The organism is Frondihabitans sp. Leaf304 (assembly GCF_001423105.1).
In the GTDB taxonomy this organism is placed as follows: domain Bacteria; phylum Actinomycetota; class Actinomycetes; order Actinomycetales; family Microbacteriaceae; genus Frondihabitans.
This window is the reverse complement of the sequence record NZ_LMNV01000002.1, coordinates 92562-114600: the sequence shown is the minus strand read 5'-3', so window position 1 is coordinate 114600 and position 22039 is coordinate 92562. Positions and strand designations below refer to the sequence as shown.

Annotated in this window: 19 protein-coding genes; 6 read left to right on the top strand and 13 right to left on the bottom strand. The window is 67.7% G+C overall.

The features are described from left to right. Positions 1-253: 253 nt before the first annotated feature. The 4 genes from ASF54_RS00495 to ASF54_RS00480 all read right to left on the bottom strand — a co-directional run bounded on the left by ASF54_RS00495 (position 254) and on the right by ASF54_RS00480 (position 3012). Positions 254-1123 carry an NUDIX domain-containing protein gene (locus ASF54_RS00495; protein WP_055957468.1) on the bottom strand — a complete coding sequence of 290 codons (870 nt, stop codon included), beginning with the start codon at positions 1121-1123 and terminating at the stop codon, positions 254-256. A 63-nt stretch (positions 1124-1186) separates the two neighbouring features. Beyond that, positions 1187-1594, bottom strand: a complete 408-nt coding sequence (locus ASF54_RS00490) for a hypothetical protein (protein WP_055957466.1) — start codon at positions 1592-1594, stop codon at positions 1187-1189. Positions 1595-1619: 25 nt separating this feature from the next. Further along, the gene (locus tag ASF54_RS00485; protein ID WP_055957463.1) at positions 1620-2036 is read right to left on the bottom strand and encodes a VOC family protein; all 417 of its coding nucleotides are present in this window, start codon (positions 2034-2036) and stop codon (positions 1620-1622) included. Positions 2037-2079: 43 nt separating this feature from the next. Next, complete coding sequence (locus ASF54_RS00480) at positions 2080-3012, bottom strand: J domain-containing protein (RefSeq protein ID WP_055957460.1); 933 nt, start codon at positions 3010-3012, stop codon at positions 2080-2082. A gap of 122 nt (positions 3013-3134) precedes the next feature. Here ASF54_RS00480 and ASF54_RS00475 point away from each other — a divergent pair, with 122 nt between their 5' ends. Continuing rightward, the gene (locus ASF54_RS00475; RefSeq protein ID WP_055957457.1) at positions 3135-3689 is read left to right on the top strand and encodes a hypothetical protein; all 555 of its coding nucleotides are present in this window, start codon (positions 3135-3137) and stop codon (positions 3687-3689) included. On the opposite strand, the gene ASF54_RS00470 is transcribed toward ASF54_RS00475, so the two are convergent. After that, entirely contained in the window at positions 3686-4060 is a 375-nt protein-coding gene (locus ASF54_RS00470; RefSeq protein ID WP_055957454.1) for a TIGR02611 family protein, read from the bottom strand. The genes ASF54_RS00475 and ASF54_RS00470 overlap by 4 nt on opposite strands. 103 nt (positions 4061-4163) lie before the next feature. On the opposite strand from ASF54_RS00470, the gene ASF54_RS00465 reads away from it, so the two are divergent. From ASF54_RS00465 to ASF54_RS00455, 3 genes are all read left to right on the top strand, one after another. After that, positions 4164-5135, top strand: coding sequence for an aldo/keto reductase (locus ASF54_RS00465; RefSeq protein WP_055957451.1), 972 nt, complete (start codon positions 4164-4166; stop codon positions 5133-5135). A 46-nt stretch (positions 5136-5181) separates the two neighbouring features. Then, positions 5182-6066 carry an aldo/keto reductase gene (locus tag ASF54_RS00460; protein ID WP_055957448.1) on the top strand — a complete coding sequence of 295 codons (885 nt, stop codon included), beginning with the start codon at positions 5182-5184 and terminating at the stop codon, positions 6064-6066. Between the two features lie 102 nt (positions 6067-6168). Beyond that, positions 6169-6570 carry a DUF3224 domain-containing protein gene (locus tag ASF54_RS00455; RefSeq protein ID WP_055957445.1) on the top strand — a complete coding sequence of 134 codons (402 nt, stop codon included), beginning with the start codon at positions 6169-6171 and terminating at the stop codon, positions 6568-6570. Between the two features lie 58 nt (positions 6571-6628). Here ASF54_RS00455 and ASF54_RS00450 read toward each other — a convergent pair whose 3' ends face one another. After that, entirely contained in the window at positions 6629-7633 is a 1005-nt protein-coding gene (locus ASF54_RS00450) for an aldo/keto reductase family protein (RefSeq protein ID WP_055957442.1), read from the bottom strand. Positions 7634-7781: 148 nt separating this feature from the next. After that, positions 7782-8450, bottom strand: a complete 669-nt coding sequence (locus ASF54_RS00445) for a DUF1345 domain-containing protein (protein ID WP_055957439.1) — start codon at positions 8448-8450, stop codon at positions 7782-7784. A gap of 1259 nt (positions 8451-9709) precedes the next feature. Between ASF54_RS00445 and ASF54_RS00435 the strand changes: the two genes are divergently transcribed. Continuing rightward, entirely contained in the window at positions 9710-10252 is a 543-nt protein-coding gene (locus ASF54_RS00435) for a YbhB/YbcL family Raf kinase inhibitor-like protein (RefSeq protein ID WP_055957433.1), read from the top strand. Here ASF54_RS00435 and ASF54_RS00430 read toward each other — a convergent pair whose 3' ends face one another. The 6 genes from ASF54_RS00430 to ASF54_RS00405 form a co-directional block, all read right to left on the bottom strand. Beyond that, entirely contained in the window at positions 10253-11653 is a 1401-nt protein-coding gene (locus ASF54_RS00430; RefSeq protein ID WP_055957430.1) for a hypothetical protein, read from the bottom strand. 781 nt (positions 11654-12434) lie between these two features. Continuing rightward, the gene (locus ASF54_RS00425) at positions 12435-13895 is read right to left on the bottom strand and encodes an NCS2 family permease (protein ID WP_055957428.1); all 1461 of its coding nucleotides are present in this window, start codon (positions 13893-13895) and stop codon (positions 12435-12437) included. Positions 13896-13970: 75 nt separating this feature from the next. Continuing rightward, the gene (locus tag ASF54_RS00420) at positions 13971-16127 is read right to left on the bottom strand and encodes an alpha-galactosidase (RefSeq protein ID WP_055957425.1); all 2157 of its coding nucleotides are present in this window, start codon (positions 16125-16127) and stop codon (positions 13971-13973) included. A gap of 163 nt (positions 16128-16290) precedes the next feature. Beyond that, the gene (locus tag ASF54_RS00415; protein WP_055957423.1) at positions 16291-16671 is read right to left on the bottom strand and encodes a DoxX family protein; all 381 of its coding nucleotides are present in this window, start codon (positions 16669-16671) and stop codon (positions 16291-16293) included. 138 nt (positions 16672-16809) lie between these two features. Next, positions 16810-19263: a hypothetical protein gene (locus tag ASF54_RS00410; protein ID WP_157509971.1), complete on the bottom strand. Its 2454-nt coding sequence runs from the start codon at positions 19261-19263 to the stop codon at positions 16810-16812. 195 nt (positions 19264-19458) lie between these two features. Further along, entirely contained in the window at positions 19459-20316 is an 858-nt protein-coding gene (locus tag ASF54_RS00405; protein WP_055957417.1) for a LysR substrate-binding domain-containing protein, read from the bottom strand. 78 nt (positions 20317-20394) lie between these two features. Here ASF54_RS00405 and ASF54_RS00400 point away from each other — a divergent pair, with 78 nt between their 5' ends. Then, entirely contained in the window at positions 20395-21741 is a 1347-nt protein-coding gene (locus ASF54_RS00400) for an MFS transporter (protein WP_055957415.1), read from the top strand. The last annotated feature ends 298 nt before the right edge of the window (positions 21742-22039 follow it).

Below are 22039 nucleotides of genomic sequence, written 5' to 3'. Positions count from 1 at the left end.
CGTGGAGTCTCGCTGCGTTGCTCGAAGGCAGCGGCGGCGCGGGCCACGGCGAGACTCCAGTAGTTGTGGGTGCGGGCCGGCACGACCCGCAACTACTGGAGTCTCGCGGGAGGCGTGCCGGAACTGGCTAACCCGCATCCTCACGAGCGTGAGGCACCCCCGGATGGCCAGATAACCCCCGAATGCCGGGGTCGATCTGGCCAGGCGGGGGTGCGTCAGCGACGTTGGGCCGGGCACGGGCCTAGGGGCGCAGCTAGGGCAGCAGGTCTAGCAAGGCGCGGGGGCCCAAAACGCTGGCACCGAGGGCCTCGACACGCGCGGCGAGACCGCGATCGGCGGTGACGACGACGGTGCGCGCCGAGCCGACAGCACGAGCGGCCTCGGCGAGGATGGCGGAATCGCCGTCGGAGGCGGCCCGGACGATGCGGAGAGCGGGGTCGGCCGGCGGATCCTCGAGGTCTTTCGCCTGCCCTTCGACAACGACGACGACCGACGGCCAGCGGACGGCGACCGAGTCGTCGTCGGCCACCGAAGCCGCAGGGAGTCCGTCAGACGTGAGCGCGGACAGCCGCCCGATCAGGCGAGACGTGGCCCCGGCGCGATCCTTCCACCAGCCGTCGGGGGTGGATCCGACGACGTTCGCGGCGTCGACGACGAGCGTCAGCCGCGACGAGAGCAGGGGCCGAAGCCGAGCCCACGACGACGCAAAGCCCGGGTGGAGGGGCAGAGCGTCGACGGAGTCGATCGGCACCCACTCGAGCGCCTCGCTCTCGCCATCGCCGATGACCGGCTCGAACGGGACGACGGCCTCGGCCACGACCGTCGTGTACGACCAGAAGCCCAGATCGACCACGGAGGTGAACAGAAGCCGAAGCGCCGACGCCGGAACGCTCGCCTCCTCGGCGCTCTCGCGCAGGGCACCGTCGACAGCGGATTCGTCGAACGCCCGCGCCCCGCCGGGGATACCCCAGGTGCCGCCGAAGTGGCTCCATTCGACGCGGTGCTGAAGAAGAACGCGACCGGACGCATCGACGATCAGCAAACCGGCCGCACCGGCCTTGCCCCAAAATTTACGGCCGTCGGGCGCTACGACCCAACCGTCGGCGGGTCCGTGGATGCTCACGACACGAGCTTGCCACGTTCCGGGAGAGGCAGACGCCGCCCGAAGCCTCCCGCTCCCGTGGTCTCAGAAGAGCGGACGGACAAACAGCTGAAACAGGATGCCGAGCGCCCCGAAACCGGCGAGGCCGAAACCCCAGAGAGCGCGACGACGGCCGAACGGCCCCTTGCCCCGGGCGTCCAGCTCGTGCGCACGGCGGAGCGCGAGCACGCAGAACACGGCCGCGACGACTGTCGGCACGAAAAAGAAGTCGAGGAAGATCGCGACGATCCCGGCGACGAACCCGATCACGGCGAAGACGTTGGTGAGCTCGGGATCGCGGGGAGTCGGCGCGACCGACAGACCAGGATCCGACGCGTCGACCTTCGCCCCCGCCGCCTGCGCGAACTGGCGGCGCAGCCTCTCGGCACGCAGCGTCATCGACGTCACGGGCCGGGCGGGCTTCCTGGCGAGCTCGTCGTCGGCGTCTGGCACGGATCCTCCTGGTTCGGCCTCCAGGCTACCTGTCGTCGCCGGGTGCCAGACCGGAGTCGACACCCGATGCGAGAACGGACAGGACGTTGCCGCTCGGGTCGATGAACCAGGCGATGTCGGGCCCCATTCCGGCTGCCCTGCCTCGCATCACGCCGCGCTCGTCGGCGTACCCGCCGTAGTTGACGATCGTCACCCCGGCGGCAGCGAGCTCGTCGACCGCCCGGTCGATGTCGTCCACCTCGAAGTTGAGCACGGTGAACGCCGCCGGAACATGGTCGGCCTTGGGGTAGGCGATGACGTGCGCTCCGCCGGGGAGCGCGATATCGAGGATTCCCATGGCGTTGATCGACACGTCGAGCCCGATCACATCCGCGTAGAAAGCGCGGGCTTCTTCGCTGTCTCGGACGCTGAACCCCGAGTACGCGCTCGCAGTGGTGATCACAGGGTCATGATGGCACCGCGATCGCCGTGCCGCCAGAGGCGGATCAGACGAATCGCACTGCCTGCTGGAGTCGGTCCCGCAGCTCGAACACGTCGACGCGGTCGGTGCTCTCGCCCCCGGTGAGCGCACCACGGAGCACGTGCGGGAGCACTGACCGGCGTACGAGGAACGTCGAGTTGCGCCGACCCTTGCCCGCCGGTTCGATGGGGTCGTCGAGAGCCTCGTCGGGCACGACGATCAGCTGCGCGGTGAAGGGCACCCGGCTCGACTTCTCGAACGCCCGCGCGCTGCGGGTGAGGGTTCGCACCGGCTGCTCCCCCGCGACCAGGTTGGCCGTCTCGATCTCCCCCTTGACGAGTCGCACCGACGAACCCCAGTCTTCGGAGTTGATCGCATAGAGGCCCGTGGGGGCGAGGACGATGTGGTCGAGCTCGGGCTCGCGCCCGCAGGCGACGTTGCTCCAGATCGTGTAGGCGATGCCCAGGTCGACGACAGCGGTCGCGGTGGTCTCTTCGGCAACGGCCTTCGCCAGGATCCTGCGGATCTCTGAGGGTGCCGACCGCACGAGCGCCGGGTCGTACGGATCGTCGAGCGGCTCTCCTCGCCCGACCCACTCGCGCATCAGCTCGAGAAACCTCACGCGCTCCTGGCCGCCCGGGTGCCCGAAGGCGCGGGCACGCGGCTTCGACTCGGCGCGCGGTCGCGGGGGTCGCGGAGCCCAGGTGTGGCCGGAGCCCTCGGATGACGCCGACGAGCGCGGACGTGCGGTGCCGCTGTCGTAGCGAGCCCGGTCTTCGGGAGTGCCGATGCGCTCCCAGGCGATCTGCACCTGCCGGAACCGCTCGGGGGTGCCGCCGAGGTCGGGATGCGTCTCGCGGGCCAGGCGGCGGTAGGCCTTGCGGAGGTCGTCTTGACTGCTGCTCGCGTCGACGCCGAGAACCTCGTACGGGGTGGCGGCGGCGGGGCTGTCAGACATGAGTATCGAGAGAATACCGGGCGGTCGCTGGAAACCGTCGGCGCGCAGCCCGGGAGTCCGCCAACACCGAGGATCCGGCCCGACGTCAGCGCGGCCCACCGATCTCTCGTTAGGCTCGTTCCGTGACTGACGACGACCTCACTCCCCCGGCGAAGCGCAACGTCAAGGCTCTAACGGCGTTCCTCGCCGAGCTCGAGCAAGGCGACGCCGTCGTCGCGACCTTCTCGACCGAGCGGTACGGCGTGTTCGCCGTGCGGGGCTCGGTCATGTACTCGACGTCGCTCGCCGGCTCGACGCTCGGCAGCCACCCGCTCGACTCGAACAAGAAGCCGCAGCGCACCCTTCAGCTGCTGCGCACGTACCACTCGGCCGAGCGCGCAGCGGCAGAAGAGGCGCTGCCGACCTCGCCACCCGCGGTGGGCGACACCGTGGCGCACGGGGCGCTGCTGCGCGTCACGTTCGCGGAACCCGCCTACGGGGTGTTCGACATCGCCGGTGTCGCCGTGCACTCGACCGTCGATGACAGCGTGCTGGTCGGATCGTGGATGGTGTCGACGGGCGGAGTGGTGTCAGACCGGGTGCGGGCCGTCGAAGTGCTCGCCGAGGCCGGCGGCCACGAACTCGCCGTTCCCCGAGAGATCACGACGTGGGGCACCGAAGCAACCGCTGAGGTCTAGCGCTGCGCGGTGGCCCGCCGAGAGCGCTGCGCTCGCTCGGTCGCCCGACGGCGACGCCGGGCCTGGAACGAGGCGATGACCGCCTTGACCTTGCGCTGTACCCACATGTTGAACCGGTGGGCGGCAGGAAACTCGGTGCCGAGCAACGCCAGGCCGAGAAAGACGACGAGCCAGCCCGGGCCGGGAAGCGGGATCAGGATCAGCCCGATGATCACGACAGTGACCCCGAGCACGCCGATGAGGATCTTGTAGGCGAGACGAAGGCGCGGGTAGAGGTTGAGGCGCGCGCGAAAGAGGCGACCCCGCTTCGCCACCTTCGAGTTGCGAAGTCGGTGGTGGTGCGCGGGGTGGTTCTCCTCGTGCATCGACATTCGGGGATCGTACCGATCCTGCGTGGGAACAACCGGCACGCCGGGTGAACAGCGCCTGTGCGCGAGACGGGCGAACGCCGACCCGAGGGTCTAGGCAGGAGGTATGGACTACACACATCTCGGACGCACGGGACTCTCCGTCTCCCGAACCATTCTCGGCACCATGAACTTCGGCCCGCAGACGACCGAAGACGACTCCCACGCGATCATGGATGCCGCCCACGACAAGGGCGTCAACTTCTTCGACACGGCCAACGTCTACGGCTGGGCCAAGGGCGAGGGAATCACCGAGCAGATCATCGGCCGCTGGTTCGCCAAGGGCGGTGGGCGTCGTGAGAAGACGGTGCTCGGCACGAAGCTCTACGGCGACATGGGAGATTGGCCGAACGACGGCAAACTCTCCGCCCTCAACATCCGTCGCGCTCTCGACGCGAGCCTGAAGCGACTGCAGACCGACTACATCGACGTCTACCAGTTCCACCATGTCGACCGTGACACCCCCTGGGACGAGATCTGGGGTGCCATCGAGGTGGCCGTCGCCCAGGGCAAGATCCTCTACGCGGGGTCGAGCAACTTCGCCGGCTGGCACATCGCCCAGGCGCAGGAGGCCGCGAAGTCGAGGCACTTCCTCGGGCTGGTCAGCGAGCAGTCCCTGTACAACCTCGTCGCCCGCGACATCGAGCTCGAGGTGCTCCCGGCGGCGCGCCACTACGGCCTCGGCGTGATCCCGTGGTCGCCGCTGCAGGGCGGGATCCTCGGCGGCATCATCGGCAAGGAAGACGGCGGAAAGCGTCGTCTCGAAGGTCGATCGAAGGAGTTCGTCGACAGCCACCGCCCTCAGCTCGAATCGTACGAGAACCTGGCGAAAGAGCTCGGCCACGAGCCCGGCGAGCTCGCTCTCGCCTGGCTGCTGCACCAGCCCGGAGTCACCGGCCCGATCACCGGACCGCGCACCATGGCGCAGCTCGATTCGGCCGTCGCCGCCGTCGACATCAAGCTCGACCAGGACGCCCTCGATAAGCTCGACGCGATCTTCCCCGGCCACCAGCCCGCTCCCGAGGACTACGCGTGGTGACCAGCCGGATCCTCAACCCCTTCTTTTCATCGTCGAAAGAGAACTCATGAAGACACGCACCATCGGAGACGTCACCGTCAGCGCCATCGGACTGGGCGCCATGCCCATGTCGATCGAGGGGCGCCCCGAGCGCAAGCGGTCGATCGCCACGATCCATGCCGCTCTCGAAGCCGGCATCACGTTCATCGACACCGCCGACGCCTACAGCCTGTCGGGCAAGCTGGACGACGAGGGCCACAACGAGATCCTCATCGCCGAAGCCCTGAATGCCTGGCACGGCAACACCGACGAGATCCTCGTCGCGACCAAGGGCGGCCACACCCGCGTCCACAACAAAGACGGCGGCTGGGATCAAGACGGCCGCCCCGAGCACCTGAAGGAGGCCGCGAAGGCTTCGGCCAAGCGGCTCGGCGTCGAGTCGATCGGGCTCTACCAGTTCCACCGACCCGACCCCTCGGTGCCCTACGCCGACTCGATCGGTGCACTGGTCGAACTGCTCGACGAGGGCGTCATCCGGATGGCCGGTATCTCGAACGCCGACGTCGACCAGATCCGCGAGGCGAACGACATCCTCGACGGTCGACTGGTCAGCGTGCAGAACCAGTTCTCGCCGGCGTTCCTGTCGTCGACGGCCGAGCTCGAGCTCTGCGACGAGATGAGCGTCGCGTTCCTCCCCTGGAGCCCCCTCGGCGGCATCACCAACGCGGCCGACCTCGGTCAGAACCACGCTGTGTTCGCCGAGATCGCGAACGCCCGCCGGGTGAGCCCGCAGGTGCTCACCCTCGCGTGGGAGCTGAAGAAGTCGGAGGTCGTGATCCCGATCCCCGGGTCGTCGCGTCCGCAGTCGATCATGGACTCGGCGACAGCCGCGTCGATCAAGCTGAGCGACGAGGAGTTCGGCCGCCTCGAAGCGGCGAGCGTTCCCGCGTAGCTCGTAACGACACTCTTCTTCGGGCCCGGCACCGCCTTTCGGCGGGGTCGGGCCCGATTTGCGGTGTCGGGGTCGATTTGTCGCGTCGGGTAGCGTGAGCGCATGGACATCGTCGAGACCCTGACCCTCCGCTTCGACGTCACCGCGGCGACACCGGTCGAGATCCCGGGCGCCGATGCGTCGTGGGTGCAGGGCCTGGCCATGCACAAGACGTTCACAGCCGGGCTCGTCGGGCAGAGCGACCTGGTCTTTCTCACCTCGGGTGAGGAAGAGACTGGTCGCGGCTACGTCGCCGTCGAGCGCCTGTCGGGAACCCTCGACGACGGTCGATCGGGTGCCATCACCATCCACCACGGCGCGATGCAGACTCCGAGCGACTCCGGTCAGTTCGGCAACATCGTGCCGGGTTCGGGCACGGGCGACTTCGCTCGGTTTGCGGGGAGTGCGGCGATCCAACACGACAACGGCGGTCCGTTCTTCGTGCTGAGCCTTCTTTCTTCGTAACCCCGAAGGATCCTCGGGCTCGGCCCCGCATCATGCGCCGGGGCCGAACCCGAACTCGCTAGGCTTCGCGGCCCGCCGGCATCTGCGTCTTCGACGGGTCGGTCTCGGCCAGCCCCTCGAACACCGCCTCGATGCGCGCAACGACGTCGGCCTCGAGCTTCACGCCGGCCGCGACCGCATTCGACTCGACCTGCTCGGGGCGAGACGCGCCGATGATCGCCGACGCGACGTTGTCGTTGTGCAGCACCCAGGCGAGCGACAGCTGCGCCTGGGTCAGGCCGAGATCGCTCGCGATCGGCTCCAGCTGAGCCACGGCGTCGAGCACGTCGTCGCCCATCCAGCGCGAGATCATGCCGGCGCCGCCCTTTTCGTCGGTTGCACGGGATCCTGCGGGCAGTTCTGCGCCCTTCTTGTACTTGCCGGTGAGCACGCCCTGAGCCACCGGCGACCAGACGATCTGCGAGATGCCGAGCTCTTTCGACGCCGGCACGACCTCGTCTTCGATCACGCGCCAGAGGAGCGAATACTCGGGCTGGTTCGAGATGAGCTGGATGCCGAGCTCCTTGGCGAGGGCGGACCCGTCGCGGAGCTGCTGGGCGTTCCACTCGCTGACACCGATGTAGAGCACCTTGCCCTGGCGGACCACGTCGGCGAACGCCTGCATCGTCTCTTCGAGCGGGGTCTCGACGTCGTAGCGGTGCGCCTGGTAGAGGTCGACGTAGTCGGTCTGGAGGCGCTTCAGCGACCCGTTGATCGACTCGGTGATGTGCTTGCGGCTCAGACCGGTGTCGTTGTGACCCTTCGGCCCGGTCGGCCCGTAGACCTTGGTGAAGATCTCGAGCGACTCGCGACGCTCCCCCTTCAGGGCCTCGCCGAGAACCGTCTCGGCCTGAGTGTTGGCGTACACGTCGGCGGTGTCGAAGGTCGAGATACCGACGTCGAGCGCCTTGCGCACGCACGCGGTAGCCGTGTCGTTCTCCACCTGGGAGCCGTGCGTCAGCCAGTTGCCGTAGGTGAGCTCGGAGATCTTGAGGCCCGAGTTGCCGAGATACCTGAATTCCATGCGAACGATGCTCCTTGTCGTGGGCGCGTCGGTGCGCCCGCGCCAACGCTACTCCGCGGGTGAGCGCTCACTCGGGTGCAGCCGCACGGATTGACACGAGCGGATGGAGCGATACTCCGTGCGTTGCCGGTCACGATCGCTTCGCCCGTCAGGATCCGAGACCGGCGACCAGGTTGATGAGGGTCGCCAGGATCACCGTGCCGAACAGGTACGACAGGAGGCAGTGCCGGAGCACGACGTGCCGAATCGCGCTCGACGACACTGTGGTGTCACTCACCTGGAACGTCATTCCCAGATCGAACGCAAGGTAGGCGAAGTCGGCATAGTCGGGCGGCTCGGGCTGGTTGAAGTCGATTCCGCCCTCGGCGGTGCCGTTGTAATAGAGCACGGCGTAGCGGAGCATGAAGAGCGTGTGCACGAGGAACCACGACAGCGCCACACTCACTACCGCGAGCCCCGCGAGGAGGCCAGCTTCCGCTCCCGAGGCGCGGTTGGCCGACACGACGAGCGTGGCGACCGCGGCCAACGACGCGGTACACGCCACGATCAGAAGCAGATGGCTCGTCGGGCGCGAAGGGTCTTCACGGGTCGCGTGCTGACGGGTCTGCTCGCCGCTCAAGCGCCCGACGGCGAGCCACACCCAGACGAGATAGCCGAGGCACGCGGCGGCCCAGCCGATCACGATCGACGAGAGGCCGGCTCCGAACAGGCCCGCGGCTCCTCCGACCACGACGCCGATCGCCATCATCGCTGCGAACCGGAGCCGGGAGCGGCCCTTGACGGCGTCGGCTGCGGCTGCGGTCGCGAGTGTGCTCATGGTCTGATCGTGGCACGTGCGGGCGCATGTGGCGGGCGTCCCCTGGCGCGCACGGCGCGTGCGGGATGTCGAGATCGCACTTGTGGTCGAGTGGCTCCGACCACTACTGCGATCTCGGCGCCATTCGCGCGGCGTCTCGCGCGTCGGCCTCGCGTCTCCCCCGGGCAAGCGCCGCCTCGGCATGCTGGACGAACTGGTCCCAGTTTGAACCGAACAGATCATCGTCCGACACATGGATGCTGTGCCACCCTGCCGCCGAGAACCGCTCACGCCGACGGATGTCTTCTCGAAAGGTCTTACGATCTGTTCGGTGGTGATCGCCGTCGTACTCGATACAAACGCGCTCTCGGCCGTAGATGATGTCGGGCCTGCCGATGAATCGACCGTCCGCGTCGTGGACATCACAGTTGAGCAGAGGCGGCCGGAAGCCGGCGCGCCCGAGTCGGAGTCGAAGCCGGGTCTCCCTCCGCGACTCGGAGCCGACCCTCGCGAGATCGAGGGCCCGTCGAATGCGACGGACTCCACGCTGTCCCCTTGAACGAGCGGCAGTCCGCCTCAGATCATCCAAATCGAGACCACAAGCCCTGCCCACGAGCCAATCGGCCAAGGCTACGAGATCGTCGTCGTCCACCTCGTCCGTTCCAGTGAGTGCGGCGGATTCGAAGAAGGAGGTGACGGCATCACTTACCCGGAGACCGTTCTTTGTGACGACTTGGGCACGTTCGCGTGAGACACGATGCCCGGTCACGCCCCGACGCCTCATGATCGGACCACTACCGAGGGTTGTGACGTGAAGTGGGCCTCGCGGTACGGGCATTCCCCAGATGCCCGCGGCTGTCGTATGACTGAAGAATTGATCCGCCCCGAGCCCGGGCGCGAAGCGCTGCGCATCCGTCAGGTGGCGGAGCGACCTATGCAGGCGCAATCCACGCGTGACGACGATGAGGTCTGACCGCCGCAGGCGATTACGCCCGACAATCGGCACGGCATCACGCACTCGAAACGGTTGGTTACGGAGTGAGGCTGGAAGACGCGAAGGTTTCATTTCGTCAAGCCTGGTGAGTTGCCGGATCCTTCGCTCGCGCTTTCCACAGGCGAGCTCCGGTGCCGATATCGCAGTACAGGTCGCTATGACCCGACGCGAACTGCGATCTCGGCAAACCAACGGGCCTCAAGAGGCGGCGGGGCCGCGGCAGCTGAGCGGAAAGCCGGGGGGCTCGTGTAGAACGAAGGCGACAGACGCAACAGAAGGAGTTTTCATGAGCAGCACCTCGATCCCCTCGCCGTACGACGCCATCGGCGACGTTCCGAGCTTTACTCTCACCTCGACCGACGTTCAGGATGGCGCCCCGCTTTCGACGCCTCAGGTCTCGGGCATCTTCGGGGCCGGCGGCGGCGACGTCAGCCCGCAGTTGTCATGGTCGGGTTTCCCCGATGAGACGAAGAGCTTCGCCGTCACCATGTACGACCCCGATGCGCCCACCGCAGCTGGCTTCTGGCACTGGGCCGTCGTCGATGTGCCCGTGTCGGTCACCTCGCTAGAGTCGGGAGCGGGCGATGCCGAGGGCTCCGGGCTACCCGACGGCGCCTTCCAGCTGAAGAACGACGGTGGTCTCGCGCACTTCCTCGGCGCCGCTCCGCCGGCCGGGCACGGCCCGCACCGCTACTTCATCGCCGTGCACGCCGTCGACGTCGAGACCCTCGGCATCGACGACAGCGCGTCGCCGGCGTTCCTCGGCTTCAACCTCTTCTCGCACACCCTCGCGCGCGCCGTCATCGCGCCGTGGTGGGAGGCGAAGTAGTCACCGAGCAGTAAACCTGCTGTTCCGCTCGACCCCCGCGGCGGCCGTCCATTCGGCGGCCGTCGCGACGGTGAAGGGCTTGCCGAACTGCAGCGGAGTGGTCGGGTCCAGTTCGATGGTGTTGCGATCGAGTCGGAGCTCTGCCGGTATGCCGGCACGGAAGTACGCGTAGTTCTGAGCCGCGTAACGAAAGGTGTTGCCCGAGATGTCGATGGGTGACGGGAGCTCCATTCCGTAGAAGAGCAGGTGGGTGCTCTTACCGACGTTGTCGGGGCGGACGAGCGCACCCCACCCGCCGCCGGCGTTCGAGCAGACGTTGTCGACGAAGGCGCAATCGACGAAGCCGGAGCCCGGGCCCCGATCGGTGCCGCTCGACCACACCTCGAAAGACTGCGTGTTGTCGACGCCCGTGTTGCCGCGGAACACCACGTCACGCCATCCCCGCGCGGTCGGCGTCTGCGGCCCTTGACAGGTGAACGCGACGTCGTAGCACTGGCTCACAGAGCAGTTCTCGACCAGAACGCCCGAGGCTCCGATGCCTATCTCGATGCCGTTGCCGAAGCGAGCCCCCGGTGAGCCGAACAGCTCCCCACCGCCGATCTCCGTGATGACCAGATCACTGAGGTGAAGGTTGTGGACCCCTCCGGACGGCGTGCGGACCCCGTGAGCTCCGCCACCGCGCAATTCCAGGCCGGAGACGGCCATTCCGCTCTGAGAGGCAATGAGATGTTCGCCGACCGCCATCTCGACGCGTCGCCCGTGTAGCGACGGGTTTTCTTGCGACCGGATGACGAACGGATTGGCGTTCGAGACGAAATCCCAGTCGTTGACGAGCTCGGATCTGCTCCAGCGTTTCTGGCCATTGATCACCCCGTCGACCTTTACGAAGCCGACGTCGACGTTCTGCGAATCGACGTTGCCCGTGTATGCGCCGGAGCGCAGGGTGAGGTCGAGGCTCCAGAGGCCGTCGCCGACCGGCTTCCACTGGGTGGGGTCGTCGCAGATCTTGTATCCGCAGATCACCGGGCGGTCGCCCTCGCCGTAGGCGTCGAGGACGAGCGGGGCGGGCGTCTCCGCCGTCGATTCGAGGGCGGGGACGTGCTCGATGTGCCCGTAGAACGTGTCACCCCGCCGAAACAGGACGCTGTCGCCCCGAGTGACGGCGCCCGTATAGAGAGCTGTGCCCAACCGGTTGAGAGACCGCCAGGCTGTCGCGGGTGAGCGCCCATCGGCGCTGTTGTCGCCGGTTGAGGCGAGGTAGAAGAACCGTCGCTCGGGGCGCGGCTGCCTCGTCGCGGCCTGTGAGGGCGCCGCCGGCGCGAGGGCACCCGCGATGGAAGCGCCCAGCGCGGTCGTCAGGAGTGTGCGCCGCGAGAGCGAGCTGGTGTTGTATTTCGACACAGATTAAGCGTAGACCTTGTCAGGAATCTAGAATTCAATATTTTCAAACCGGGCCGCAATGAGGGGCTTCGACACTCACGGCCCGCGCGACCGCCAAGGCACCCCATCAACGAACCGAGGCTCCAGGCATCAAGGGGGCACGATCAGACACCCAGGCGCGCTACTCGATTCCACGAACGCGCCCTCGGGGTATCACCCCGTCCGCGTGCGACTAGCCCCAAAGCGAGCTATGCCAACTCGATATTTGAATTAAGAGTAGATGTTCGGAATAGTTCGAGAGGTGGTGCGAACGGGGCGGCGAGAAAGGAATGCAAGGTGGGACTCGCAGTCACTTACATTCACAGGACCGGGGTGTGCTCGCGAAACAGAACCCTGTACTGGTACGACGTGCGGGGCGGAAGTGTCATCCAGTGTCGGACCTCGGCCCCCAAGTGAGGCAGCGTGCGGTGTCTCGAGAACGGCTCGTGCAAACGGCCATCCTGTTCTGGGCACTCTCGATGGTCGGCTACTACGCAAGCTTCGCCGTCTTTGCAGGCTTCAGCCACTTTCTGGGGAACGCACTCGTTGTTCCCTCGTCAATCTGTATGGCCCTCGGCTTTGGTCGATTCAAGAAGGCACGCGCACTCCGGAATAAACCACCGCGAGTCGAATGACCTATCTGCCAAGCAGTCTGAAGAACCGCAGGCAAAGGTCTCGGCACTTCCCAGACGAAGTGGGCGGGTGCTGTAGCACCCGCCCACTCCGACAAAAACCGCCAACTCCCCCGGCGCAGGGCTGAGAGCTACCCGATCCAGGCCTGAATCGGACCGCGCGCGAAGTAGATCACGAAGCCCAGAGCGACGACCCACAGCAGCGGGCTGATCTCCTTGCCCTTGCCCGAGAGCGACCGGAGCAGCACCCACGAGATGAATCCGGCACCGATTCCGTTCGAGATCGAGTAGGTGAGCGGCATCACGATGATGGTGAGGAAGACCGGGAGTGCGACGCTGAAGTCGGTCCAGACGATGTCTTTGATCTGCGACACCATGAGCGCACCGACGACGACGAGGGAAGCCGCGGCGACCTCCAGCGGAACGACCTGGGTCAGCGGCGTGAAAAACATCGCGAGCACGAACAGCAGGCCGGTCACGACCGACGCGAGCCCCGTACGCGCGCCCTCGCCGACGCCGGATGCCGACTCGACGAACACCGTGTTCGACGAACCGCTCGACGCGCCACCGGCCACAGCGCCGATGCCCTCGACGATCAGGGCGGGGCGGAGGCGCGGGAACGTGCCGTCGGGGGCAGCGACGCCTGCCTGGCGGGCGAGGCCGGTCATCGTGCCCATCGCGTCGAAGAAGTTCGTGAAGACCAGGGTGAAGACGAGCATCGTCGCCGCGACTCCGCCGATACGCGAGAAAGCGCCGAAGAGGTCGAACTGACCGACGAGCGAGAGGTCGGGCAGCGACACGATGCTGGTCGGGAGCCCGGGTGCGTTGAGGTTCCACCCCGCGGGGTTCGTGCCGAGCGACTCGGGCACCTTGAAGATGAGATTGAGAATGATCGCGATGACCGTGGTGACGACGATGCCGATGAGGATCGCGGCGCGGACCTTGCGAGCGACGAGGACGCCGATCACGACGAGTCCGATGACGAACACGATGGTGGGCAACGTCTCGACGGATCCTGCGATTCCGAGCTGGACCGGCGGCGACGCCTCCCCCGACGTGCGCACGAAGCCGGCGTCGACGAGCCCGATGAAAGCGATGAAGAGGCCGATGCCGACGCTGATCGCGGTCTTCAGGGCCTGCGGCACCGCCTTGAAGATGAGCGTGCGAAGGCCGGTCGCGGCGAGGATCACGATGATGAGGCCCTCGATGACGACGAGGCCCATCGCCTCGGGCCAGGTGACGTCTTTGACGACGCTGACGGCCAGGAAGGAGTTGATGCCGAGCCCCGCGGCCAGGCCGAACGGAAGACGCGCGACGAGACCGAACAGGATCGTCATCACACCGGCGGTGAGAGCCGTGACGGCACCGACCTGGGCGTTCTGCAGCCAGTTGCCGGCGATGTCTTTCGCCGCCTGGTCGGCCGAGAACCCGCCGAGGATCAGCGGGTTCAAGATGACGATGTACGCCATCGTCACGAACGTGACGAGACCGCCACGCACCTCGGTCGCCCAGGTGCTGCCCCTCTTCGTGATCTCGAAGAACCGATCGAGGGTGGGCAGGATCCGGGTGGTCGTCGAATTCGACACAGTCACTCCTCGAGCTCTGAAACTGAACGTGCGCGACGCGCAAGGCCGCAAAACGCAAAGTCACAGCATAAGCCCGCGCGACTACTCCTCCGTGACGCTCAGAACGGTCACGCGCTCGGGGTACTGCCCCGGAAGGTGGAGGCCGACGACCCCGAGCGACCGGCCCGACAGCACGGTGCCGGAGCCGCCGTTCCACCAGGCGGGCGCGACGAATCCGTCGTCGGGATCGCCGACGACGATCGGGGCCACTCGGTAACGCCGAGCCGGGTCGAGACCGGGCAGCGTGAATCGACCCCGCGGCGACACCTCGCTGCGGCCCAGAGTCGCGAGGAAGAAGAGCGCGGCGGATCGGTCGGCGGCGACAGCCCCGTAGACGTTGACTGTCGGGTCGATCGCATCGGCCCGGACCATGTCACCCGAGTGCATCAGGGCGCGCTTCTCTTTGTACAGCGCGATCCACGCCGCGAGGTCGTGATTCTCAGCCTCGGTGGCCTTGGCGAGATCCCACTCGATGCCGAGGTGCCCGAAGAGCGCCGTGCCGGCGCGGAACGAGAGCTCGTGGTAGCGGCCGGTGGTGTGGTTGACCCCGGAGGCGATGTGCGAGCCGAGAATCTCGGGCGGCAGTAGCTGCATGGTCCAGCGGTTCATCTGCTGGCGGTCGAGCGGGTCGATGCAGTCGCTGACCCAGATGCGGTCGGTTCGCTCGAGCACACCCAGGTCGACCCTCGCACCGCCGGACGAGCACGACTCGATCTCGAGACCGGGGAATCGCACCTTCAGTTCGTCCATCAGGGCATAGGTGGCCAGCGTCTGCTCGTGCACGCCCGCGACTCCGGTGGGCCAGGTGCCGGCGTCGATCAGGTCGCGGTTGTGATCCCACTTGATGTAGGCGATGTCGTACTCGCCGAGGATCGCGGTCATCCGCTCGAGCACGAACTCGTACGCCTCGGGGATGCCGAGGTTGAGCACCTGCTGGTGCCGGCTGCGGATGGGCAGGCGGCCCCCCGTCTGCATGATCCACTCGGGGTGCGCCCGAGCGAGGTCGCTGTCTTCGTTGACCATCTCGGGTTCGAACCAGAGCCCGAACTCCATGCCGAGGCCCGTGACGCGGTCGATCAGGGGCGAGAGGCCGTTCGGCCAGATCTCGTCATCGACGTACCAGTCGCCGAGCCCGCGGAAGTCGTCACGCCGACCACGGAACCACCCGTCGTCGAGCACGTACCGCTCGACGCCGAGGGCTGCGGCACGGTCGGCGAGGTCGGTGAGGCGCGCGAGGTCGTGGTCGAAATACACGGCCTCCCACACGTTGAGGGTCATCGGGCGGGGCCTGGTCGGGTGCTCGTCGCGCGATCGGAGGTAGCGGTGGAACCGGTGCGCCTGGTCGTCGAGCCCGTCACCGTAGGCGGCGTAGATCCAGGGAGCCGTGTAGGTCTCGCCCTCGGCCAGACGCACCTCGCCCGGCAGCAGCAGCTCGCCGCCGCCGATCACCTGCATGCCCGAGAACAGACGTTCGGCATAGTGCCGGTGGTTGCCGCTGAAGGCCGTGTGCACGCCCCACACCTCGCCGCGGGCGAATCCGAAGCCGGGCTCGCCGACGCTCAGCACGGTGGCCGCGTCGGCACCGGTGCGGCCCTTGCGGCCCTCCCGCTCGTGGATGCCCACGACGAGCTGGCTGCGCTGGGGCGTGCGCTCCTTGCCCCAGCGACCGGCGAAGTCGAGGATCTCGCGCGCCCGGGGAGGAATAGGCAGAGCGACCGTCAACTCGGTGACGGTGTACGGGCCGGCCGCCTCGTTGCGCAGGGCAGCGCGCGCCCGGACAAGACCGGAGAGCAGCATCTCGACGTCGAGGTGGATCTGGAGCCCCGCTTCAGGATCCTGAGCGGTCACCGTGACGAGACCGGCACCGGTCTCGACGAAGTCGCCCTCGACGATGCTTCCGTCGACGAGCACGTCGGTCACCTCGAACTTCGGCGACCAGTCACGGCCCTCGCGGTGCCCGGCGACGCCCGGCTTGCCGACCCAGCCGATGTGGTGCTCGGGCAGCATCGACAGGCGCACCGGGTCGTCGACGGCGTTTCCGGCCAGCGGCTCGACGTCGCCCTGCGCGAGCGCACGGGCCTCATCGAGCGGGAGGTCGCCGAGGGCGGCACCCCAGTGCACGACTGCGGGCAGCTGCCGGTCGGTGAGGTCGAGAAGAAGGCTCACGCCGGAGGCGCGGAGGTGGACGAACTGCGGCACTGGTACTCCTGTGGATCGGCTGCGGTGGCGGTCGCATCCAGTATGGCGACGTCAGCATCGGGGTGCGAGAGGCTCGCGCGGGATCCGGGCGTACCGCCCCTCAGCCGAGGAGCGTCGGGCGTGTGCCGTCGGGCGTGTGCGGTCGGGCGTGTGTCATCGGGCCTCAGCCGCGTCGCGCCTGCAGAGCGAGGAGAACGAGCGGCACCTGCAATGGCAACCGAACGACAGCGATGACCTTGCGGCGCGGTGCGGCTCGACGGCTGCGCAGAGCGTCGCGCGCCATCTTGACGTTCGCCGGGAACACCGCGACGAAGAGCGCTGCGGCGAGGATCCCCCCGACCGACCTGGTGCGCGGGATCGCCAGGGCCGCGGCGCAGGCGAGCTCGGCCCCGCCGGAGACGAGGGTCCAGGTGCGCGGTTCGCCGGGAAGCGACTCCGGCACGATGCCGTCGAAGGTCTTCGGACGGGCGAAGTGCAGGGCGCCGCTAACGGCGAGCGCGGTGCTCAGGATGAGGGCGGTGCGGCGGGGGTTCTGACGGGGCATGGTGCAACTCTGCCAGTGCCGGCTGGGTCTCCAGTGCCGGCTGGGTCTCCAGTGCCGGCTGGGTCTCCAGTGCCGGCCGAATCTGGTGAGTTGCGGATCCTCGTCGTGTCGGTCTCAGGGCCGGCCCCCGCCGCAGCGTCAGCGGTCGGTGAGCACCAGCTCGTCACCCTGGATCGTCAGCGACTTGTAGATGTACATCGACTGCTCGTAGCCGCCCTTGTAGGTCGAACCGAAGAAGTCTCTCGTGTACTTCATGTCGACTTTGCCCCCGTCACCCGTGACGACGACGGTGCCGTCGTAGGTCAGATCGACCGAGAGGGTCGGCTTCGAGGTGACCTTGTACGAGACCTTGGTGGCGTCGCTTCCCGGGCCGTAGAACGGGCAGGCATCGTCGAGTTCACCGGTGGTGGCTTTGGCGCACTTCGCGATGAGATCGGTCACGAGCGTCTTGGCATCGGATTCCAGCTCGGAGGTGGGTGCCGCGGCGAACTCGAGGCGGCTGCCCGCATACCCGTCTGCCGTGACGGTCACGCTCTTCGAGGAGGCCTCGAAGTACTTCGTGCCGGCTACCGCGATCGAATACGTTCCCGGGAAGGCGGAGAGGGTGAGCGTGCCCTCTTTGGTCGTTCCGACCTTGACGCCGTCGACAGTGACGTCGGCGTCGCCGAGTGCGCTGGCGGTGGCGATCGAGACCGGCGCGGCGAGCGAGCTCGTCACCGCCCACTTGTCGTGAATCAGCCACGAGGTGCCGGTCCGGGTCAGTTTTAAGGTCGAGTCGTGCGATTCGCCGCCCTGACGGTAGCTGACCTTCACCGAGGCGAGGTCACCCGAGACGGTCGCGTTTCCGACGGCGACGTCGCGGATCCGATCCTTCGCCGACGAGAGCACCTTGGTGGTGAGCATGCCCTTGCCGGTTCCGGTGGCCCCTGACAGACGACCGGCCGCGTCGGCGTCGCCCGAGCTCAGTGCCGCGAGATACGCCTCGGCGGCGTGGCCCGGGCCGTAAACGGTGGAACGCAGAGTGCCGGCGGTGATCGCTCCCCCGACGACGAGGACGAGGACGATTCCCCCGGCGATGAGCGAGCGGACAAGGATCCGACGCTTCCGCGGCGACATCGGCTCGGCCGCGATCGCGGGCTCCGCACCTGCCTCGCCAGCGCCCATCTGGCCGTCGCCCATCTGCTCAGTGCCAGCCACCGAACCGGACCCGGACGCCGTCAGGTCTCGCCCGACGAACCTCCGGGTGACGCGGAGAAGACCGGGTGTCGCAGCGGGGAGCACGAGAGGCGCCAGGTACCGAGCGACGACCTCGATGGCAATGCCCCAGGCGGCCAGGACGGCGATCGTCCCCGGTGTGACTCCCGCGGATCCTGCGCCCCCGACCCCGGCGATCTGAACGGAGAAGACAGCCGTGCCGAACACCTGGAGCAGCAGGCCGAGGAGTGCGTAGACAACGGCGGTGGCGACCCAGTCGGCGACCGTGCGATCGCGTCGGTTGCGTCGTACCGCGAGTGCGAGGCCCGAGACGACGGCGGTCAGAACGACCAGGAGGACGAGCAGCCAGGCGGTGACGGATCCCCCGGAGAAGACGGTCGCCGTGCCACTTCCGGCACCCGCGCCGCTCGAGCTTCCCGACAGCGTCGACATGAGCGACCCAGCCGATTCGGAAACCGAGACTCCACCGAAGAACCCGATCGCGATCGCTATCACGGCGACGTTGCCGATCACGAGCGGGAGTGCGGACGCGCCGTCGGGGTGAGCGACGGCCGCGTAGATGATCACGCCGACCATGACGACGACGACGAGGACGCCGAAGTGCAGGGCTGCGACGCGCACCGTTCCGAGCAGCTGCGACAGGACCGGGTGCATTCGGGCGAACCAGGCGGGGCGAGCGAGGAGCGCGACGAAGGATCCGATGACGAACGCCGCAATGACGGCCAGCGCATTCACCGCGGTGATGCCCGAGATATCGAAGCCCGTCGCCTTCGGCAGGCGGATGGCCAGGGCGAGCCCGACGAGGAGTGTGACGAGGGCGAGGCTTGCTCCGGTGACCGCCGAGACCACTGCGCTCTGGAGGAGGTCGAGCCGTCGGCTGCGGAACAGACGCACGCCGAGCACGAGCGCGACGAGCTGAGCCACCAGCACCAGAACCGGAACGATACCGATGTGGATCGACCCGCTGACGGACGAGACGACGGTGACACTGCCGTGGATGGACAGACGACCGAAGTCGGCCAGAGCGACGAGCTGTGCGGGTGCGCCGAAAATCACCGTGACGGCGGTGATCAGACCGGAGATCGCCGGAATGCCGTCGCCTCCGGTATCACCGATCGATCCGCCGGCACTGCCGGACCCCGTCGATCCCGCCGAGCCGGAGCTGGCGATGACGAGAGCGGTGGTGAGCAGAAGTGACACGACCGCGACGAGGTAGGCGACGACGAACGCGCCGACTCCGGTCAGTGCTGCGGCGATCCAGTCGACCGGTCGGAGATCGCGGACGGCGCGGTCCAATCGGCCGAGAGCGGGCGCGGTGGTGCCCGGCGTTCCGGTGTCGTCAGCGCCGGTTTTCGGCGGGTAGGGGGTGTCGCTCATGGTGTCCTCTCGAGTCGAGGTCACCCATGCGATCCGTCACACTGCGCCCCCCGACGATGCCCTCGAGTCTAGGGGAGTCTGAGATTCTCTCGAAACTCCACGCCCGGGGCGGGTGCCCACCGCGAGCGCCGGGCTGGTGAGGTGCGGATCCTTGGCTGTGGCGTTCTGGGTGGGGGCACCGGCACCGGAGCCCCGCTACTCCGCCCGCGACACCCCGCGACTCAGGATCGCCGACGTCAGCGCATCGACAGGCTCGCGGGGCGACGACGGATTGGCGACGAGTACGTAGTCGACGTCGCCGAGACCGGGAAGCGAGAAACGCACCGAGACCTTGACGAGGTCGGCGGGGATCAGCGAGTACGGAAACACTGCGACCCCGATGCCAGCGCGGACAGCTGCGAGGATGCCGTTCACGTCACGCGTGTTGCAGGTGATCCGCCAGGTGCGCCCCGCGGCCTCGAGGGCGTCGATCGCCATCTGCCGCGACAGGCTCGGCGCCTGATACGTGATCAGCGGCACCGGCTGGTCGGCGTCGAGCTGCAGGCGCTCCTGCGCCATCCACACCATCGGGTCGCCGGCCACCCGAGTGCCGTCTTCGTACTCCCCCGCGCTCTGCTTGACGAAGATGAGATCGAGGTGCCCCGAGGCGAGACGGCGCCGGAGGGGCATCGACTGGTTGACGGTCAGCTCGAGGTTGATCTGGGGGTAGAGCTGGCGGAAGTGCCGGAGGATCCGCGGCAACTGGGTGATTGCCAGATCGTCTGCCGCACCGAAGCGCAGCCGACCCCGCATGGCCGAACCGGAGAAGTAGCTTTCGGCGGAGGCGTGCGCCGCGAGGATCGTCCGGGCGAATCCGGCCATCGCGTCGCCGTTGTCGGTGAGCGCCACCTCGCGGGTGTCGCGGGCGACGAGGAGACGACCAGCCGCCTTCTCGAGCCGCGAGACGTGCTGGCTCACTGTCGGCTGGCTGATGCCGAGCCGCGCCGCGGCCTGAGTGAAGCTGTGCGTCTCGGCGACGACGAGGAATGTGCGAAGCAGCGTGGGGTCGTACATGACCCCACTATTGCAGAATCCAATGACCTTGATAAGAGGCATTCGGGATCAAAATGCCCCGATCGGCCCTACCGTCGAATGGTGTCCACGTCGACGACGACAAAACCGTCTACTCTCGCCTTCCCCCCGACCGAACCTCTCACCATCGCCACCGAGCGTCCTCCGTGGCGGCACACCTTCATCGCCCTCTCGGTGCCGAACTTCCGCATCTGGACGGCCGGCAACCTCGTGGCCATGACCGCCGGGTGGATGCAGCGGGTCGCCCAAGACTGGCTGGTGCTCGAACTCACCGGCAGCGCCACCGCCGTCGGCATCACCGTCGCCATGCAATTCGCGCCGATGCTGATGTTCGGTCTGCTGGGCGGGGTGCTCGTCGACCGCTTCTCGAAGCGGATGCTGATGATGATCACGCAATCGACCTTCGCCGTGCTGTCGCTCGGCCTCGCGGCCCTCACCCTCTCGGGCGGCGTCGAGGCCTGGATGGTGTGGGCGATCGCGTTCGCCACCGGCCTCGTCACCGTCATCGACAACCCGGCGCGCCAGGTGATCGTGACCGAGCTCGTCGGCCCGAGAAACCTCCGCAACGCGATCAGCGTCAACTCGTCGGTGTTCCAGCTCGGCGGCATGATCGGCCCCGCGATCGCCGGCGTGCTCCTCCTCGCGGTCGGCGCCGGGTGGGCGTTCGTCATCAACGGCGTCGCCTGCGTGCTCGTGGTCGTGATGCTCTCAATGCTGCGCACGGCCGACATGCACCGGTCGGCGCCAGCACCTCGCCAGAAGGGCGCACTACGAGCGGGTCTGCGATACGCGGCGGGCAAGCCGACGATCATCTGGCCCGTTTTTCTGGTCGCCGTGTTTGCGGTGTTCGGTCTCACGATGCCCGTTCTGCTGGCGACCTACGCGTCGGAGGTGTTCCACGTCGGCGCCGGCGGCTACGGTCTCTTCAACTCGATGGTCGCGGTCGGTGCGCTCGTCGGCGCGCTGCTCTCAACTCGCAGGGCCAACATCCGGCTGCGCACCGTCGTGATCGGCGTCGGGGTCACCGGCATCGTGCAGGCGGCGACCGGCCTGATGCCGTCGATCGCGACCTTCGCCGTGCTGCTCGTCGGCGTCGGGCTCTCCGCTCTCCTCTTCCAGACGGCGTCCAACTCACTGGTGCAGATGTCGAGCAACATCGGAGTGCGGGGCCGGGTCATGTCGCTCTACGTGCTCGTGCTGCTCGGTGGTCAGGCGATCGGCGGGCCGCTCATGGGCTGGATCGTGCAGACGTTCGGCGTGCACGTCGGCATGCTCGTGTCGGGAGGTATGCCGGCGCTCGCCGCGCTCATCGCGGCGGTCGCACTCGCGCGACGCGGGCAGCTCTCGCTCCACGTTCGGGTTCGGCACCACGTGCCGATGCTGAGCATCGACCACCGGGTCGCGTAGTTCACCTCCGAAGCAGCGCGCTCCTTGCCGGCAACCGCGCGGAGGGGCGTCGCGAGATGGCCCGACCGACGCCGTCTCGACCCGCAGGCGGCCGACTGGGCCAACTCGCCGGGTGACTTCGAGCGGCGTCGAGCTTGCGAGAATAGACGGATGCCCCGCACGCCCAGACGCCGCCGCCAGAAGAACACCCCGCTCCTCGGTCTCGTCGTGCTCGGTGCCGTGCTCGTCATCGGAGCACTGGCGACCTCCGGCGCACTCAAGCCTCTCGGGTACGACCCCGCTGGCAGCAGCAGCACGT

Bases quoted from the DNA above. Each gene is read 5' to 3' on its own strand.
- ASF54_RS00455 (WP_055957445.1), top strand. From the start codon at position 6,169: ATGGACATCGTCGAGACCCTGACCCTCCGCTTCGACGTCACCGCGGCG.
- ASF54_RS00460 (WP_055957448.1), top strand. From the start codon at position 5,182: ATGAAGACACGCACCATCGGAGACGTCACCGTCAGCGCCATCGGACTG.
- ASF54_RS00405 (WP_055957417.1), bottom strand. From the start codon at position 20,316: ATGTACGACCCCACGCTGCTTCGCACATTCCTCGTCGTCGCCGAGACG.
- ASF54_RS00410 (WP_157509971.1), bottom strand. From the start codon at position 19,263: ATGAGCGACACCCCCTACCCGCCGAAAACCGGCGCTGACGACACCGGA.
- ASF54_RS00415 (WP_055957423.1), bottom strand. From the start codon at position 16,671: ATGCCCCGTCAGAACCCCCGCCGCACCGCCCTCATCCTGAGCACCGCG.
- ASF54_RS00450 (WP_055957442.1), bottom strand. From the start codon at position 7,633: ATGGAATTCAGGTATCTCGGCAACTCGGGCCTCAAGATCTCCGAGCTC.
- ASF54_RS00400 (WP_055957415.1), top strand. From the start codon at position 20,395: ATGGTGTCCACGTCGACGACGACAAAACCGTCTACTCTCGCCTTCCCC.
- ASF54_RS00445 (WP_055957439.1), bottom strand. From the start codon at position 8,450: ATGAGCACACTCGCGACCGCAGCCGCAGCCGACGCCGTCAAGGGCCGC.
- ASF54_RS00465 (WP_055957451.1), top strand. From the start codon at position 4,164: ATGGACTACACACATCTCGGACGCACGGGACTCTCCGTCTCCCGAACC.
- ASF54_RS00480 (WP_055957460.1), bottom strand. From the start codon at position 3,012: ATGTCTGACAGCCCCGCCGCCGCCACCCCGTACGAGGTTCTCGGCGTC.
- ASF54_RS00470 (WP_055957454.1), bottom strand. From the start codon at position 4,060: ATGTCGATGCACGAGGAGAACCACCCCGCGCACCACCACCGACTTCGC.
- ASF54_RS00435 (WP_055957433.1), top strand. From the start codon at position 9,710: ATGAGCAGCACCTCGATCCCCTCGCCGTACGACGCCATCGGCGACGTT.